This window comes from Burkholderia sp. 9775_39 (assembly GCF_015712225.1).
Lineage (GTDB): Bacteria > Pseudomonadota > Gammaproteobacteria > Burkholderiales > Burkholderiaceae > Burkholderia > Burkholderia cenocepacia.
On sequence record NZ_JACCQC010000016.1, the window covers coordinates 54,462 to 69,554 of the forward strand.

Annotated in this window: 18 protein-coding genes; 17 read left to right on the forward strand and 1 reads right to left on the reverse strand. The window is 61.1% G+C overall.

Features of this window, described 5'->3' with window-relative positions:
- Window positions 1-18: 18 nt before the first annotated feature.
- From H0X90_RS21770 to H0X90_RS21815, 10 genes are all read left to right on the forward strand, one after another.
- Window positions 19-675: a head decoration protein gene (locus tag H0X90_RS21770; protein ID WP_196438205.1), complete on the forward strand. Its 657-nt coding sequence runs from the start codon at window positions 19-21 to the stop codon at window positions 673-675.
- Window positions 676-706: 31 nt separating this feature from the next.
- Window positions 707-1,792 (forward strand): major capsid protein, encoded by a 1,086-nt coding sequence (locus H0X90_RS21775; protein ID WP_230878115.1) that lies wholly within the window; start codon window positions 707-709, stop codon window positions 1,790-1,792.
- A 2-nt stretch (window positions 1,793-1,794) separates the two neighbouring features.
- Window positions 1,795-2,127 carry a hypothetical protein gene (locus H0X90_RS21780; protein ID WP_196438206.1) on the forward strand — a complete coding sequence of 111 codons (333 nt, stop codon included), beginning with the start codon at window positions 1,795-1,797 and terminating at the stop codon, window positions 2,125-2,127.
- Complete coding sequence (locus H0X90_RS21785) at window positions 2,124-2,687, forward strand: ABC transporter permease (protein WP_196438207.1); 564 nt, start codon at window positions 2,124-2,126, stop codon at window positions 2,685-2,687. Before H0X90_RS21780 ends, H0X90_RS21785 begins: the two co-directional genes overlap by 4 nt.
- Window positions 2,688-2,696: 9 nt before the next feature.
- A complete protein-coding gene (locus H0X90_RS21790; protein WP_196438208.1) occupies window positions 2,697-2,897 on the forward strand; it encodes a DUF2635 domain-containing protein in 201 nt (66 codons plus the stop codon).
- A complete protein-coding gene (locus H0X90_RS21795; RefSeq protein ID WP_196438209.1) occupies window positions 2,894-4,378 on the forward strand; it encodes a phage tail sheath subtilisin-like domain-containing protein in 1,485 nt (494 codons plus the stop codon). Before H0X90_RS21790 ends, H0X90_RS21795 begins: the two co-directional genes overlap by 4 nt.
- A gap of 61 nt (window positions 4,379-4,439) precedes the next feature.
- Window positions 4,440-4,811 carry a phage tail tube protein gene (locus tag H0X90_RS21800; protein ID WP_196438210.1) on the forward strand — a complete coding sequence of 124 codons (372 nt, stop codon included), beginning with the start codon at window positions 4,440-4,442 and terminating at the stop codon, window positions 4,809-4,811.
- Window positions 4,812-4,819: 8 nt separating this feature from the next.
- Window positions 4,820-5,164, forward strand: coding sequence for a phage tail assembly protein (locus tag H0X90_RS21805; RefSeq protein ID WP_196438211.1), 345 nt, complete (start codon window positions 4,820-4,822; stop codon window positions 5,162-5,164).
- A gap of 135 nt (window positions 5,165-5,299) precedes the next feature.
- On the forward strand, window positions 5,300-7,225 hold the full coding sequence (locus H0X90_RS21810) for a transglycosylase SLT domain-containing protein (RefSeq protein ID WP_196438212.1): 1,926 nt from the start codon (window positions 5,300-5,302) through the stop codon (window positions 7,223-7,225).
- Window positions 7,226-7,236: 11 nt separating this feature from the next.
- Window positions 7,237-8,667 carry a DNA circularization protein gene (locus H0X90_RS21815; RefSeq protein WP_196438213.1) on the forward strand — a complete coding sequence of 477 codons (1,431 nt, stop codon included), beginning with the start codon at window positions 7,237-7,239 and terminating at the stop codon, window positions 8,665-8,667.
- A gap of 4 nt (window positions 8,668-8,671) precedes the next feature.
- Here H0X90_RS21815 and H0X90_RS21820 read toward each other — a convergent pair whose 3' ends face one another.
- On the reverse strand, window positions 8,672-9,193 hold the full coding sequence (locus H0X90_RS21820) for a hypothetical protein (RefSeq protein ID WP_196438214.1): 522 nt from the start codon (window positions 9,191-9,193) through the stop codon (window positions 8,672-8,674).
- 9 nt (window positions 9,194-9,202) lie between these two features.
- Between H0X90_RS21820 and H0X90_RS21825 the strand changes: the two genes are divergently transcribed.
- Genes H0X90_RS21825 through H0X90_RS21855 form a run of 7 tightly spaced genes read left to right on the forward strand, consistent with a single transcriptional unit; the run spans window position 9,203 to window position 15,064 of the window.
- Window positions 9,203-10,357, forward strand: coding sequence for a phage baseplate assembly protein (locus H0X90_RS21825; protein WP_330165464.1), 1,155 nt, complete (start codon window positions 9,203-9,205; stop codon window positions 10,355-10,357).
- A 5-nt stretch (window positions 10,358-10,362) separates the two neighbouring features.
- Window positions 10,363-10,977, forward strand: a complete 615-nt coding sequence (locus H0X90_RS21830) for a phage baseplate assembly protein V (protein WP_174976698.1) — start codon at window positions 10,363-10,365, stop codon at window positions 10,975-10,977.
- Between the two features lie 59 nt (window positions 10,978-11,036).
- Window positions 11,037-11,477, forward strand: coding sequence for a phage GP46 family protein (locus H0X90_RS21835; protein WP_196438216.1), 441 nt, complete (start codon window positions 11,037-11,039; stop codon window positions 11,475-11,477).
- Window positions 11,477-12,637, forward strand: a complete 1,161-nt coding sequence (locus tag H0X90_RS21840; RefSeq protein WP_196438217.1) for a baseplate J/gp47 family protein — start codon at window positions 11,477-11,479, stop codon at window positions 12,635-12,637. Before H0X90_RS21835 ends, H0X90_RS21840 begins: the two co-directional genes overlap by 1 nt.
- On the forward strand, window positions 12,638-13,279 hold the full coding sequence (locus H0X90_RS21845) for a YmfQ family protein (protein WP_196438218.1): 642 nt from the start codon (window positions 12,638-12,640) through the stop codon (window positions 13,277-13,279).
- Between the two features lie 12 nt (window positions 13,280-13,291).
- Entirely contained in the window at window positions 13,292-14,470 is a 1,179-nt protein-coding gene (locus tag H0X90_RS21850) for a hypothetical protein (protein ID WP_196438219.1), read from the forward strand.
- Window positions 14,471-14,479: 9 nt separating this feature from the next.
- Window positions 14,480-15,064, forward strand: a complete 585-nt coding sequence (locus H0X90_RS21855; RefSeq protein WP_196438220.1) for a DUF4376 domain-containing protein — start codon at window positions 14,480-14,482, stop codon at window positions 15,062-15,064.
- The last annotated feature ends 29 nt before the right edge of the window (window positions 15,065-15,093 follow it).

Here is a 15,093-nt window from a genome sequence, read left to right on the forward strand (position 1 = left end):
CTTCAAGGAATCGGAATCATGGGACAAACTCCCCTCATCGAGAACCGCCACGCTGGCGGGTTTCTCGTCAGCGAAGCGCGCGGCCACCGGTCGCGTGACGCGGTCGTCCTGGGCGGCGGCACGAAGATCCTCGCGGGCCAAGTGCTCGGCTTCAAGCCGGGCGGTGTTGCCGTTGCGGCGGCCGCCGCAACGAATACCGGGAACGGTGCGATCACGATGGATGCGACGACGCCGGTACTCGGGGGCGCCCAGCTCGGCGTCTACAAGGCGGTTTGCACCGTCGCTGCTGCGAACGGCGGCACCTTTCAGGTGACGGATCCCGCTCACAACGTGCTCGGCAACGCGACGGTGGGATCGGCCTTCAGCAATCAGATCAAGTTCACGATCGCCGACGGCGCGGCCGACTTCGTGGTCGGTGACGAATTCGATATCACCGTCGAGGCCGTAACGGGCCTTTACGAGCCGATCAACTTCGGTGCGAGCGATGGCACGCAAAACGCGGCCGCGATCTCATTCGACGTCGTCGACGTGACGCTCGTCGACAAGGTCGGTACGGTCGTGATCCGCGATGCCGAGGTGAACTCCGGCGAGCTGATCTGGCCGGCCGGCGCCACCGCTGCGCAGATTGCTTCGGCCAGCGCACAACTCATCGGACTGCACGTCATCCCGCGCTGACTCGTCTGACCGACGATTCCCCTTTTCAGCATTGTCCTCTTGGCCGCGCAAGCGGCCATTATTTTTTCTGGAGCCGATAATGGCCAGCTTGGACGTTTTCCATCAGGACCCCTTCACCACGATCCAGCTCACGGCTGCGGTCGACAAGTACCCGTTTCAGCCGCAAGGGCTCGGCGAGCTCGATATCTTCGAGCCCGATCCGATCCGTAACACGGCACTCGCCGTCGAGCAGCGTCAGGGCCAACTGGTCGTGATCCCGACGTCACCGCGAGGCGCCGAAGGCGTGCAGCGCGTGACGGAACAGCGTCAGGCGCGGTATTTCGACGTTCCGCGCCTGATGCATTCGGACACGATCTATGCGAACGAGATCCAGAACATCCGCGCGTTCGGTACGGAATCCGAGCTGATGCAGGTGCAGGTCGAAGTGGCGCGTCGCATGAACGGTCCGACGGGTATCCTGCGGAACATCGAGTACACGTGGGAATACCATCGCCTGGCTGCTGTGCAGGGCATGCTGCTCGACAAGGACGGGTCGGTGATTTACAACTGGTTCGACGAGTTCGGGATCACCCCGCCGTCGGAAATTCCGTTCAACCTGCCCGCTCAGGCGCAGAACACGCTGCGCCCGATCATCAACGGCATCCGCCGGTCGATGGCGCGTAAGGCGCAGGGATCGTTCACGCCGACGACCCGTGTCTATGCGCTCTGCGGTGACCAGTTTTACGACGAGTTCGTGAATCACAAGGATGTGATCCAGACATTCGTGAACTGGTCAGCCGCAGCCGATCTGCGTGACGACCGCCAAGGCGCGGCATTCGACGCGTTCCCGTTCGCCGGCGTGACGTGGCTGAACTATCGCGGGTCGGACGACAACTCGACGATCAAGATCCCGGACGACAAGGTCAAGTTCTTCCCGGTAGGCGCGCCCGGCATCTTCCGTTGCGCGTATGCACCGGGTGAATCGTTCGAATGGGTCAACACGCCGGGCAAGCCGACGTACGTGATCCCGATCTTCGATCGCGACCGGAACAGCTGGTGGAAGATGGAAGCGTATTCGTATCCGCTCCACATCTGCACCCGTCCGGAAGTGCTCTTCACCGGCCGCGCTGGCGACTGAGCGTGATCGACTTCGACGGAACGCTCAACGCCGCGATCAGCGCTACGTTGGGCGACGAGAAGGCCGTCGCCTTTCTGCCGAACGGTGGCGGCAGCTTCAGCGGGCTGCTCGGCGTGTTCACTCTCATCACGGATCACATCTTCGACGAGAGCGGCGACGCCCAGGCCAACATCACGGTCGCGACACTCGGCATGCAGGCGTCGCAGTTTGCGCCACTCGGTGCGCGCTTGCCTGCGCAAAGCGACACGATGCAGGTCGGCGGCGTCGCATACGTTGTGAAAGACGTGGCTGTGGACGGTCTCGGCTGGCTCTATATGGATTTGGGGCTGAAATGACCACCTCGAGCACCCTGCGTGAACTGGCGGTCCAGGGATTGCAGGCCTCCGGTGCGACAGATGCCGGCACAAACGTCTTTTCACCACGGACGTGGGCTACGTGGGACAACACATATCCAGTTTTGCTCGTGCAGACGCCGAGCGAGAGCGGACAGGGCTGGGGGGCAAACGGCGCGCCAGCATTCACGGTGATTACGACTCTTCGTATCACCGCACGCACGCAGTCGGCGGCAAAAACCGACGATGCAGCGGCAGCTGATGTTGAAGATCAGCTGGAAGCGCTTCGGGAGCAGATCAAGAAAGCGTTGATCAACTATCCCCCGATTATGTCGCTGATCCAGCGGTATCCGTCATTCCGCTCGACCATCGACGTATCACGCGAAGGGCAATCGCCCATTGGCGAAATGGTCTTCGATCTTGAACTTGAGTTCGTTCAGGCGGCATGCCAGTTCTATCCATCTGCATCGACGCCGCTCGAGAGCATTGAAGTAACCGTAGCCATGCCGGACGGCACCGTCGAGCCGACTTTCTCGATTCCGTTTCCACCATCCATTTCGTAGGAGCGCCGCATGCGCGTGAAACCTGCCCAGGGTCTGAAAGTGCGTGACCCGCATACGAAAAAGCTATTGCCGGACGACGGCATCGACGTGCCGGACGACAGCCCTGTCTGGAACAGGATCCTCAACGACGGCGACGTCGTGCGCGTCAAGCAGCCGGCAACGGCCCAGCTGACCGGCGCCCGCGCTGAAACCGAAGGTGACAAAGCATGAGCACGATTCCGTTCCGTGTCATCCCGCAAAACTACCGTCTTCCCGGCGCGCTATTCGAGCTGGACAACTCGCAGGCAAATACCGGCGCGACGACGCAGCGCGCGCTGATCATCGGCCAGATTACGGCTGCCGGTACCGCGACGCCGAACGTGCCCATTATCTGCGGTGGCATCGGCGACGCGCAGGCCGCCGGCGGCGCGAATTCGATGCTGGCGAATATGGTCGCCAAGTATCGGCTCAACGATACGTTCGGCGAATTGTGGATCCTGCCGGTGGCTGACGCCGCCGGTGCGACGGCTGCCGCTGGTTCCGTGACTTTCACGGCGGCTCCGTCGGCAAACGGCACGCTGTCGCTGTACATCGCGGGGAATCTGGTTGCGGTACCGGTTACGGCCGGCCAGGCCGTCGCAGACGTGGCGACGGCGGTGGCCGCCGCAGTCAATGCCGTCCCCGGTCTCCAGGTGGCGGCGACAAGCGCCGCCGGCGTCGTTACCCTCACGGCGGTCAACAAGGGGTTGAGCGGCAACGAGATCGACATCCGCTTTAATTATCGCGGCACGACCAACGGCGAAGTGCTGCCGGCGGGGCTGGCGTACTCGATTACGGCGATGACTGGCGGCGCGACGAATCCGTCGCTCACCACCGCGCTCGCCAATCTCGGGACGACGTCGTTCGATTTCATCGTCAATCCGTACAACGACGCCGCGTCGCTCGATGCTGTCAAGGCGCTGCTCAACGACCAGAACGGCCGTTGGAGCTATCTCGAGCAGCTGTACGGCCATTCGTTCGGCGGCTTCGCGGGAACGTACTCGCAATCGACGACGCTCGGCAACTCACGGAACAATCAGCACGAAACCATCTTGCCGGCCGATAGCAGCCCCACGCCGTCGTGGCTCTGGGCCTCGGCGCTCGCCGGGCAGGCCGCGGTGAGCGTGCGCGCCGATCCGGGCGTGCCGCTGCAGTCGCTGCCGCTGAACGGCGTACTACCGCCGGCTGTCGAGAAGCGCTGGCAGCCGTCGATTCGCAACACGCTGCTGTTCGACGGCATGTCGACGTTCACCGTGGCGAGTGACGGTACCGTGATGACCGATAACATTATCACGACCTACCAGACGAATGCGCAGGGCGTCGAAGATGACAGCTATCTGGAAGTCGAAACGATGTACCAGCTCATGCTGGAAATCCGAACGCTCCAGGCAATGCTGACGTCGAAGTACGCGCGGTCCAAGCTGGCGGATGACGGTTCGCGGCCGGCGGCCGGGTCGAACCTGGTGACGCCGAGCACGATCAAATCCGACATCATCGCGCTCTATAACGAGCGTGTCGACGCGGGCTTCGTGCAGGGCAAAGCAGCATTCGCCGCCGCGCTCGTCGTGCAGAAGAACACAACCAACCCGAACCGCGTCGACATCCTCTGGCCCGGGACGCCGGTCAACCAGATGCGCACGTTCGCGACGCTGGTGCAGTTCCGGCTGCAATAACGCCGCTCGACGGTCAGAGATCGCCGCCTTCGGGCGGCTTTTTCATTCTTAGGAGAAACACATGTCGGGTAGCCAACTGCTCGCAGGGATCACCAACGCCAAGATCGATGGCGTTACCTACCAGCTCGAGGGCAAGGCGCGTTACAGCGTTGCCAAGGTGAAGCGCGATTCGCTCATGGGGCAGGACGGTTTCCACGGCTTCAAGGAAATGCCCCGCCCCGGCTCGATCAAGATGTCGCTGCGCGATTCGGGCGGCTTGTCGGTCGCCGACTTCAACGCGATGCGTAACGTCACCGTCGTGTTGGAGCTCGCGAACGGCAAGATCGTCACCGGCCGCAACATGGGCACCGTCGAGGCCGAAGAAGTCGACACCGAAGAAGCGACCTTCGAAGTGTCGTTCGAAGGCCCCGAAGTTACCGAACAAACCGCTTGAGGCGAGTGATGGAAGAAAACGAAAAGAAGCCACGGAAAATCCAGCCGTCGACGATCACGATCGAGCTTTCGGAGCCGATCACGCTGTCCGGCAAGGACGGCGACACGGTGCACACAGAACTGGAGCTGCGCGAGCCGAATCTTCGCCAGGTCAAGGCCTTCGTGAAGATGGCCCCGACGAAAGGTGTGATCGAAGCGTTTCAAGCGCTGATCAGCGAGCAAACCGGCATTCCCGTGCTGAGCATCGACAAGATCGCGGTGAGTGACTACTACAAGGCGCAGGAATACCTGTCGTTCTTCTTGACGCCGCCCGACGAGGACGACCCCGAGGGAAACGAGGGGGGCTCCCGGTAGATTGGGAGCATCAGGTCAAGGTGATTGAGCGCTGGTGGGGTTGGCAGCCGAGTGAAACGAAAGAGCTGACGTGGAGCGAAGTACGCGAATACGCGTTCCATGCGGCCTTGATGCTGAAGAAAAAGGAATCGGGCAATGGCTGAAGAGTTCGTCATCCGGATCCAGGCCGACGATGCTGCCACGGCCACGATCAAAAAGATTCAGGCCGCGCTCGGTAAGGTGACGGCACCGGTCGACAAGGCGCAAAAGCGCTTCGCGAACATCGGCGCGGTCGGCATGCGCAGTTTCGAGAAGTTGACGAAGGGTCTGGAGTCGGCGGCGAGAGCTGCGCATACGCTCGTCGACAAGGTCGTCGAGCTGGTGCCCGGGCTTGCCGCGCTCGGCGCGGCCGGGACGGTGGCCGGGATCGCCGGCCTGACGAATCGATTCGGCAATTTCGGTTTCGCGCTGAACAAGTCATCGAAGCTGCTCGGCATGAATGCCCAGGATCTCGCGGCTTGGCACGTGGCGGCGAAGCGCGCCGGCGTCTCTGCCGAAGAGTTTGATTCTGCGATCTCGTCATCGCAGATGGTGATCCGTGATGCAGCGAACGGTGCGAATCCGGCCGCGTTGGTGCTGATGCAGAAGATGGGCGTGCAGATTCAGCGCAACAAAGACGGCTCCGTCGACTACTACACCACGCAGATGCGTCTGATGCGGGCCATCGCCGGGCAGCGTAGCCCTGTGGCGCAGCGGGCTGCTGCCGACGCAGTTGGTTATGGTGGCTTGTTGCCTATGCTGCAGCAGGGAACCTACGGAGAAGACAAGGCGCGCGCCTTTCGCAAGGGCCTGATTTCTACCCCCGACGAGCTCGCCCGGGCCACGAAATTCAAGGAGGAAGTCAATGATCTGGAGGATTCCGTATCCGGCCTGGGGAACTCCATCGGCGCAAGTCTGATTCCGGTTCTTGAGCCGGTGGTTACGCAATTTTCGGCCTGGCTCGACGCACATCGCGCGGAGATCGCCGACAAGCTGGCCGAGGCAGTGCAGCGCTTCGTGAACTGGATTTCCAAGGTTGACTGGGATGGTGTGGCGAAGGATGCGAAGGATCTTTGGGACGCTCTAGGTGGGGCCAAGGGTGTCATGGTGGCAATCGCCGCGATCACCTTTGCTGGTCCGGTCGCGGGCATTGTCAGTCTCATCGAAAACCTCACGAAGCTAGCTACGACAGTTGCTCCCGCAGCGGTGAAGGCTCTGAGCCCACTTGGTGGCGTGCCCGCAGTTGCCGGTACCGCTGCAGCTGGCTTCGGCGGATGGGAAATCGGAAAGTGGCTCCGTCCGTACTACGACGAATACGTTCGCAAGGTGACGGGCGGTGATCGGTGGTCGCTGAATGACTATCTGACCGGGACGCATCGCCTTCAGCTCGGAGCAACCGGAGGCTACACGCAGGAAGAACTCGATAGTTTGAAGGACGGTGGCGGCGCAAAGCTCACGAAAAATGCCCCAAGGGCGGCGACTGCGGAATCAAATTCATTGTTCAGCAGTCTGGAGTCGCAATACGGATTGCCTCATGGCCTTCTCGATAGCGTCTGGGCCGTCGAATCGGGCCGTGGCGCGAACATGCTTTCGCCGGCGGGGGCGATGGGGCATTTCCAGTTCATGCCCGCAACCGCGAAACAGTATGGTCTGTCGGATCCTGGTGATCTTCAGCAATCTGCGACTGCGGCCGCACGGATGTATAGCGACTTGCTGAAAGCCAACGGTGGCGACCTTGATCGAGCTCTTGCAGCCTACAACTGGGGTCAGGGGAACCTGAATCGCGGTGGCCTTGGCGCCGCACCGAGCGAGACGCGAAAGTATATTGCAGCCGTCGAGGCGAGTATGGCCGGCGCAGGCCCGTTGACGGACGTCGCGGCACGGTCGGGTTCTTCCGGCGTCGCTGGGGCGACTACGGCTCAGCAATCGATGCACGTCACGCTCGACATGAAGAACGTTCCGCAAGGAATGCGTGCCGAGGCGAAGACGGCCGACGGGAACTATTTGCCCACGCGGGTCGAGTACCGGCTTGACGGCATCTAAGGGGAATTGATGTGGCATCGACAACCACCGATGTTCTGAACGTGGTCGGCAGCATCGGCGGCCTGGCGTCGGCTGCCGACAATCTTGGCTCGCTGCTGACGGGCGACTGGTTTTCGACACTTCAGAAGGCAAGTTACGGCGGGGTGCCTTTCGGCGTATTTGAAATTCGAAACTCGACTGGGCGGCAACAGGCGGTTCATACATACCCGTTTCGCGACGAAGTCTGGGTGGAAGACCTGGGCCAGAAATCCCGTGCATTCGAGGTAATCGGCTTCCTACTTGAGAACGATCTCAAAACGGGCCGCGGATCTGTGATCGATCAACGCGACGCATTGTTTTTTGTATGTGAGTCGCCCGGAAATGCCACGTTGGTTCACCCGACGTTCGGGACGGTCAATGACGTCGCATGTTTGAGCGTCGAGGCGATCGAGCGGCTCGACCTGGGTCCGGTGTTCGAGATCCGGCTTACCTTGATCGTATCGGGGCCGCGCAAGTTTCCGACGACTCAGGTATCAACAGCGGACGATAGTGCAAACAACGCGGCGAACTTGAAGGAAAAGGGGCTACTCGACTACGCAAAGGACATCGCGGCGGACATCCGGAACGGTGCGGCCGTCGTACAGAAGGTCGTCTCGACGGTGGTGGGATGGTATCAGCTCGGCATCACTGCCGTGAACGACGTCAAGCGCGTAATCGGTGCGGTGTCTACGCTGTCCGGAAACTTCGGCCGGCTGTTCGGCGGTGGCAATTCCGGTTATTCGGCGAGCAATGCGAAGGCGTCGCCCAGCACCACCGCGGGCGATCTGCTTGCGGCATCGGCCGCAGGGCGCGCCGCTGTCGTATCCGCCGGCGCGGCCATGCAGGCGGCTGCGGCGAACCCATCGGATAGCGCCACGTTCGGCTCAGCAGTCGACGCGTTCGTTGCTGCGGTCGCCTCCTCGGCGAATGACCCGGCAGACGCCGTGCGGCTGGTGAGCGGGCTTGTGCAGTATTCGCCAGAAGACGTCGTCGTGCCAGGCCAGATCGGCGCGTCGATGGGTGTTGTGCAGATAGCGACTGCAGCGCTGCTGCGCCGCTATGCCTTGGCGCAGCTGGCCGTGACGCTCTCTGGTTATCAGCCGTCGTCGCAGCAGGATGCCGCGACGGTTCTGTCGAATGCACTAGATCTGTACGACGCCGAGATCGATGTGGCTGGCGATGCGGGCGACGACGATACGTTCGTCGCACTTCGATCGCTGCGGAGGGCCGTTTATGCCGATCTAACGGCGCGCGGGGCCGACCTCGCGACCAATGCGACGTTTTCGTTTAATGCGGCGTTACCGTCGCTGGTGCTCGCGCAGCGCATCTACAACGACGTGACGCGCGAGCCGCAGCTGTTGCAGCAGATCAACCCGATTCACCCGGCATTTTGTCCTGTGGATTTTCAAGCGCTGGCGAAGTGAGCCGTTAATTCAAGCGCTTAGTGGTTGAAACGAGTTTTCCGTTCACGCATTTGCTAGTGACGAAATAGCGCTTCAGCTTTGGCGTTCCATCGCTGGAAAGCTCCCATCGGTCGATCTCGCCGCCGGTGCTTCGGCCACATGCGTGTTTCCGCATGTCAGCAAGTTCGTCGGGGGTTAGCGGAACGATCTCGCGTTTCGTTACGTATAGGTCCGGGTATTGATGGTTGCTATCAGCAACGAGGACCACCGGGGTACTGTCTGACGATGTTGTTTCAGAAACAATCGAGATTCTGCTGCCGTGCGGATAGCCGACACATGCTCCGCGCTGCTGAAGATCGATCTCTTCGCGTGCATTGTGCTTTGGCGTATCTAGGAGCGACGACAGTTGCACGGCGATGTCCGCATTATTGCAGGCATAAGTGTCACGATCGGCTCCAGGACGGCCGGTTACAGTCAGTTCCGGAGCTTGAGCGGCTGCGATCGTGGAGATTGCGGCCAAGAGACCAGAAAATATAATTTGTCGCATGGTTATCCAATGAACGATGACGTAACCCTAGGAGTGGCCACTTGCGTGCGGCGGCCGAGTGCCCCTCTTGGCGAGGAGACATTCTCCAAAATAAACAGTCGGACAATATCAGGTTGGAGCGACGTTACCATTTCTCGAGGTATCGAGCGCTGTCCGTCGAGTTTCGAGGTGAGCTATACGGAACCATATCCGGGCGTCGGCGACATCCTTGCGCAGCCAGGAGACTGGGTGCAGGTGCTGCTCGGCGACGATCTCGTGCTGACTGGCTTTGTCGATCGCTACATGCCGTCATACAGCGGAAATCAGCATACCGTGCGGATTACTGGCCGCAGCAAGTGTCAGGATCTCGTAGACTGCGCAGCGTTCATCGACGGCGGTCAGTTGCTCAACATGACGGTCGACAAGATCGCGGCAGCGCTATGCGCACCGTATGGGATTGCGTCGAGCGTGGCAGCTGGCACCGACGTCGGTGCGCCGATCGAGCAGGTGAATGTTATGGTGGGCGAAACACCGTATGCGGTGCTCGAGTTGTTATGTCGGTTCCGCGGCCTGCTGCTATATGACATGCCGGACGGCAGTCTTTTGTTCGCATCGGGCGGCCCGACGGCGAATAACAGCAACACGTCGATCGGCACGCGCGTTTCGTCGAGCGGCTTCACGGAAGGGATCAACGTCGCGTCGGCGGCGTTAATGATGGCGATGGACGGCCGATTTTCGCAGTACGACGCTGCCTATCAGGGGCTCGATACGTTGCGCGACATCGGAGACGGCGGCAACATCATCGCTCACGTCTACGATAAAACGGTCCCCCGGTTTCGGTACCGAGCAATAATTTCCGAAAACGTGACCGGCGGTAAGGATATTGCCCTGCAGCGTGCGAATTGGGAAATGGCTTATCGTCTCGGCCGCTCGTACCAAGTGCGACTCGTAACAGATTCGTGGCGCGACTCGGCCGGCTCTTTGTACGAGCCAAACGTGCTCGTCGACATCGACCTGCCGTCGCTGAAACTGCCGAAGAAGCGTTGGTTGATCTCGGACGTGACGTACAAGAAGGGCGCGCAGGGTACGTCAGCCGAGCTGACGATCATGCCGCCGCAAGCGTTCTATCAGGAACCGATCATTCTCAATCCAGTCGCCCCGGATTTCGAGCAGGTTGCGCAATGAGAGAAATGTTGAATCGAGTCCGCAGCCTGTTCGGTCGCGGTCGGATCACGTTCGTGGACGATGCGGGCCCAGTGCAGATCGTGCAGTTGCGGATGAACGGCCTTGAGGTGCCTGCAGGTCGTTACCGCGTGCCTGAATTCGGATTTTCTTCGAACCCGCCGATCGGCTCGGATGCACTCGCCCTGCACGTCGCCGGCGATCGGTCCGCTGGCGCGGTGGTCGGAACGAATCACCAAGAATCGCGGCCCCGCGGGCTCGCGCCGGGCGAATCGATCCTGTACAGCCAGGATGGCAAGAGCGTCTACCTGAAGAATGGGAGCATCGTCGTCGAGGCGAAAGGACAGGACGTCGTCGTGAACGATGCGGCGAACGTCACCTGGAACTGCAGCGGCGATTTCAAGATCGTCGCAGGCGGGAAATTCAGCGTGGTCGCGCCCGGCGGATCCGAATTCGATACGCCGATGCTCGCATCGACCGGAGATATGCAGGACAACACCGGCACGAACAACGAGACGATGAAGGGTATGCGCGAGCTGTACGACGAGCATACGCACAACGTCGTGAACGTGCAGGGTGGCACCTCGACGATCACGTCGAACGTGCCGAATCAGCAAATGTAGCGCTGCCGCACACCGAGACAACCAACCCGCTTCGGCGGGTTTCTTTTTGCCTGCACGACATGCCCGACATCACGCTTTCATGGGATAGCGCGACCAATCACGCCGATTGGGCGCTGGCCGGCGCCGATTTGCTCGCCGGCGATGACCTCGAGAGTGCTGTGCTGATCAGCGTGTTCACCGACCGCGAGGCGAGCGCCGACGACGTCATTCCGGACGGTTCAACAGACCGACGTGGGTGGTGGGCCGACGATAGCGTGCCGATCGGCTCGCGGATGTGGCTGCTGAAACGCGCAAAGCAGACCACGCAGACCGCGCAGCGCGCCTACGACTATCTCGCCCAGGCGCTGCAATGGCTGATCGACGACGGCGTAGCTAGTCGAATCGAAATCACGACGCAATGGGTGCGCCGCGGCGTGCTCGGCGCGCGGGTTGTCGTCATCAAGAACGGCGCCGTGCTTCACGACGGTCGATATGTGTGGGCCTGGGAAGGAATTAACTGATGCCGTATCTTCGTCCGACACTATCCGAGCTCAAGGCGCAAGTCGCGGCCGACATCCAGAGCGGACTGCCGGGTACTGATCCGCTGCTGCGATTCTCGAGCCTCGGCGTTATTGGCCGGGCGCTTGCCGGTCTGGCGCAGCTGCAGTACGGCTACACGGACTACATCGCGAAGCAGTCGAACCCGTTCACGGCTGAAGATGAATATCTGGAAGCGTGGGCCGCCCTGAAGGGAATCTATCGCGAGCCGGCGACGCAGGCCGGCGCATCAACGCCCGGGCAAATCCAGTTCGCTATCGCACCTGGCACGAGCAACACGATTCCGGCTGGTGCATCCATCAGCCGTAGCGACGGCGTCGGCTACACCACGACCAGCCAAGGGACGATCGCGAATGGCGTGGTCATGGTCAATGCCGTGGCGAATGCCGACCCTTCTGGCCTGACCGGGACTTTCGGGAATTGCGCCGTCGGGACGTCGATGACGCTCGGCGTCTCGATTGCCGGCATCAGCTCGACCGGGACGGTGTCGGTGGCATTTACCGGCGGCGCCGACATCGAGAAGGACGACAGCCTGCGCTCCCGCATGCTGTTCGCGTACCAGAACCCTGCGCAGGGCGGCTCGGAATCGGATTACGTGCGGTGGGCGCGCGAGGTTGCCGGCGTGACGCGAGCGTGGTGCAATCCCGTTGGCTTTGGCCCGGGCACCGTTGTCGTCTACACGATGTTCGACCAGGCCGAGTCGGAAAACAACGGATTCCCGGTCGGCACCGATGGTGTTGCGACGAACGAGAAGAGAGGGGCGCCGGCCACCGGCGACCAGCTGACGGTCGCGAACTGGATTTATCCGCTACGGCCCGTCACGGCACTTGTGTACTCATGCTCGCCGATCGCGTCGCCCATAAATTTCACGATCACTGGTTCGGCGAACTTCACGGAGGCGCAGAAGGCTGCGATTGCGTCAGCGATCTCGGGCATCTTCGTTTTGTACGGTTCGCCCGTCGGGCCTGGCAACCAGAATGGTACCGTCGACCGGTCCTATATCGATTCAGCGATCGCGGCGATTACCGGCACGCAGGGATTCGTCATTACGTCGCCGCTTCAGAACATCGTCGGCACCACTGGCCAGATGCCTGTGCTCGGCACCATTACGTGGCTTCCATAAATGAGAGCACCGAATTATTCCGCGTCCGACTTCACGTCGGCGTTGATGGCGCTCATGCCGCGGGGGCTCGCGTGGCCGCGTGATCCGTATTCGGTGATGGGCAAGACGATCGCGACGCTTGCGCCGATCTGGTCGCGGCATGTCGCGGCGAACAACTATTTGCTCGTCGACGCGTTTCCGGCGACTGCCGTCGAACTTCTCCCGGAGTGGGAGGCAGCGCTCGGCCTGCCAGATCCCTGTGCGGGTGAATCACCATCGTTGTCGCAGCGCCAGGCGCAAGTCGTTGCGCGCTTTGCGAATAGTGGCGGCGCATCTATTCCTTATTTCGTCAACTACGCGAAGAACCTTGGATTCGATGTCTCCATCAGCGAATTCACACCTTTTCGAGTGGGACAACATGCGGCCGGGCATACGGTTGGTGTTGAGGGATGGGCGCACACCTGGCGCATCAATGCGCCGTCTACAACGGTCAACTATTTTCGCGCAAGCCATTCGGCGGCTGGTGAGCCACTGGCCTCGTGGGGGAATGCGGTATTGCTCTGCGAAATGAATGCGCTCAAACCGGCTCACACGCTCGTCATCGTGGCTAACCCAGGTTTCCTTGATACGACGTTCCGCCTCGATATGACAACACTGAGCTAAATCGGAGAAACGATGTTCCGCACCGATCAGACTACGGCCGTTACCTCGCTCCCAGTCCCGGCAGCAGCTGGCACGCCAGGCTATTTTACCGGGGGTAATCCGGCTACCGGACAGGCCGCGACGATTTTGGACGCCGACTGGCTGAACATGGTCCAAGAAGAGCTGTGCAATCTCGTCGTCGCTGCGGGGCTTACGCTTAGCAAGACGACATACAGTCAAATTCTGGCTGCGATTCATGTGCTCGGCTCGCGCGCAACGGTGCTCGCCGATGTCGGATCAGCGAACGCCTATGCGGCAGAAAATCCAACCCCTATGCCGATTCTTCCGGAAACTTCGGGGGTTGTGCAAGTCGTACAGATCGCCCACGCGAATACTGGGGCGTCGACGTATGCGCCTGATGGGCTCGCGTCGGCACCGATTGTTACGCTCGGCGGCGCTCAATTGAGAGGGGGCGAGCTCGCGACCGATGGCGTTGCGCGGCTTGTTTCGTTCATTAGCCCGCTCGTAAATGGCGGCGCATTGTGCTGGGTGCTGATCGAATGTTTGGGAGTACAGCGTCCGCTCGGTAACTTTCAGGTACTGAAGGATGCGATCACGACGAACGTTACGTTGACGGCCGCTGACGTCGGCAGTTCCTTCCAGTTCATCGGGAGCGCGTCCCGGACCGCGACCGCGCCTGTTTCATCGACCTGCACCTCGGGCGATTCCCTGGTATTCACGAATCAGTCCACCGTGCCGCAAACGGTCGCGCGGCAGGGCACGACTGACACGTTTGTCGTCGGCAACACGTACGGACTGACGTCGATCACTATCCCGCCGGGCGGAACTCTGGCGCTGGCGGCGCAGCCGAACGCGAATGCATGGGTCTCGGTAGGAGGCTCAGCCTGTCTTCCATATGACTCGCTTTTCGGGTCTCAGCTCGCTTCCGTCGGGTACCAGAAGCTGCCCAGCGGCTTGATCATCCAATGGGGCGCAACCACGTGCTCGACGAGTGGTTATGTCGGGGTAACGTTCCCGATTGCATTTCCGAACGCATTTTTGCAAGCGACTGCGACCGCGACGGGATCGGGATCGGCATCACTGTCGCCGCAATACAACACAGGCACGAAAACGGGTATGCAACTGGCGGCATTGACCTCCAGCAACGCGTATTCCAACGCGCTCGTCTCTTGGATCGCGATCGGATTTTGAGGAAAAACCATGGGTCAAAAATTCGCAGCATACGATTCCGCCGGCGCCGTCGTGGCGTTCTATGACAGCATCGACAGCCCGGTACCGGCCGGCATTGAAGCGGTCGAGATCACCGAGGCGCAGTGGCAGGCAGCGGCGTCGACACCTGGCTATACCGTGGTGTCGGGCGTCTTGACGGCGCCGGCAGCGCCGACTGCCAGCACGTTGCTGGCTGCGGCTCGATCTGCGCAGAAAACCGTGATCGACGCAGCGTATGCAGTTGCAATTCAGCAGCCGGTGAGCTTTACGACCGCGGCCGGTGTGACGGAATTGTTCCAGGCTGACGTGGACAGCCAGGATATTCTGAAAACGGCCGAGCAGGGATATGCGATCGTCGGATCGACGCCAGCCGGCTTTTACTGGGTGTCCGCTGGAAACGCAAAAGTCGCGTTCACGCTGGCCGACCTGCAGGGCCTCTACGGCGCGATGTTGGAGCGGGGTTGGGTAGCGTTCCAGACTAGGCAAAATCTGAAATCGGAGATCGATGCTGCGACCACGATTCCTGATGTTGTTGCTGTCGTGTGGCCAAACGCGACGACGAGCGTCGCGGCATAGCCTTCGCAACCGGTCATTCTCCAGTGTTA

Coding starts and splice junctions, on each gene's coding strand:
- H0X90_RS21850 (WP_196438219.1), top strand. CDS start 13,292: ATGTTCCGCACCGATCAGACTACGGCCGTTACCTCGCTCCCAGTCCCG.
- H0X90_RS21785 (WP_196438207.1), top strand. CDS start 2,124: ATGACCACCTCGAGCACCCTGCGTGAACTGGCGGTCCAGGGATTGCAG.
- H0X90_RS21805 (WP_196438211.1), top strand. CDS start 4,820: ATGGAAGAAAACGAAAAGAAGCCACGGAAAATCCAGCCGTCGACGATC.
- H0X90_RS21835 (WP_196438216.1), top strand. CDS start 11,037: ATGCCCGACATCACGCTTTCATGGGATAGCGCGACCAATCACGCCGAT.
- H0X90_RS21800 (WP_196438210.1), top strand. CDS start 4,440: ATGTCGGGTAGCCAACTGCTCGCAGGGATCACCAACGCCAAGATCGAT.
- H0X90_RS21830 (WP_174976698.1), top strand. CDS start 10,363: ATGTTGAATCGAGTCCGCAGCCTGTTCGGTCGCGGTCGGATCACGTTC.
- H0X90_RS21845 (WP_196438218.1), top strand. CDS start 12,638: ATGAGAGCACCGAATTATTCCGCGTCCGACTTCACGTCGGCGTTGATG.
- H0X90_RS21855 (WP_196438220.1), top strand. CDS start 14,480: ATGGGTCAAAAATTCGCAGCATACGATTCCGCCGGCGCCGTCGTGGCG.
- H0X90_RS21840 (WP_196438217.1), top strand. CDS start 11,477: ATGCCGTATCTTCGTCCGACACTATCCGAGCTCAAGGCGCAAGTCGCG.
- H0X90_RS21795 (WP_196438209.1), top strand. CDS start 2,894: ATGAGCACGATTCCGTTCCGTGTCATCCCGCAAAACTACCGTCTTCCC.
- H0X90_RS21790 (WP_196438208.1), top strand. CDS start 2,697: ATGCGCGTGAAACCTGCCCAGGGTCTGAAAGTGCGTGACCCGCATACG.
- H0X90_RS21770 (WP_196438205.1), top strand. CDS start 19: ATGGGACAAACTCCCCTCATCGAGAACCGCCACGCTGGCGGGTTTCTC.
- H0X90_RS21825 (WP_330165464.1), top strand. CDS start 9,203: ATGAACGATGACGTAACCCTAGGAGTGGCCACTTGCGTGCGGCGGCCG.
- H0X90_RS21810 (WP_196438212.1), top strand. CDS start 5,300: ATGGCTGAAGAGTTCGTCATCCGGATCCAGGCCGACGATGCTGCCACG.
- H0X90_RS21820 (WP_196438214.1), bottom strand. CDS start 9,193: ATGCGACAAATTATATTTTCTGGTCTCTTGGCCGCAATCTCCACGATC.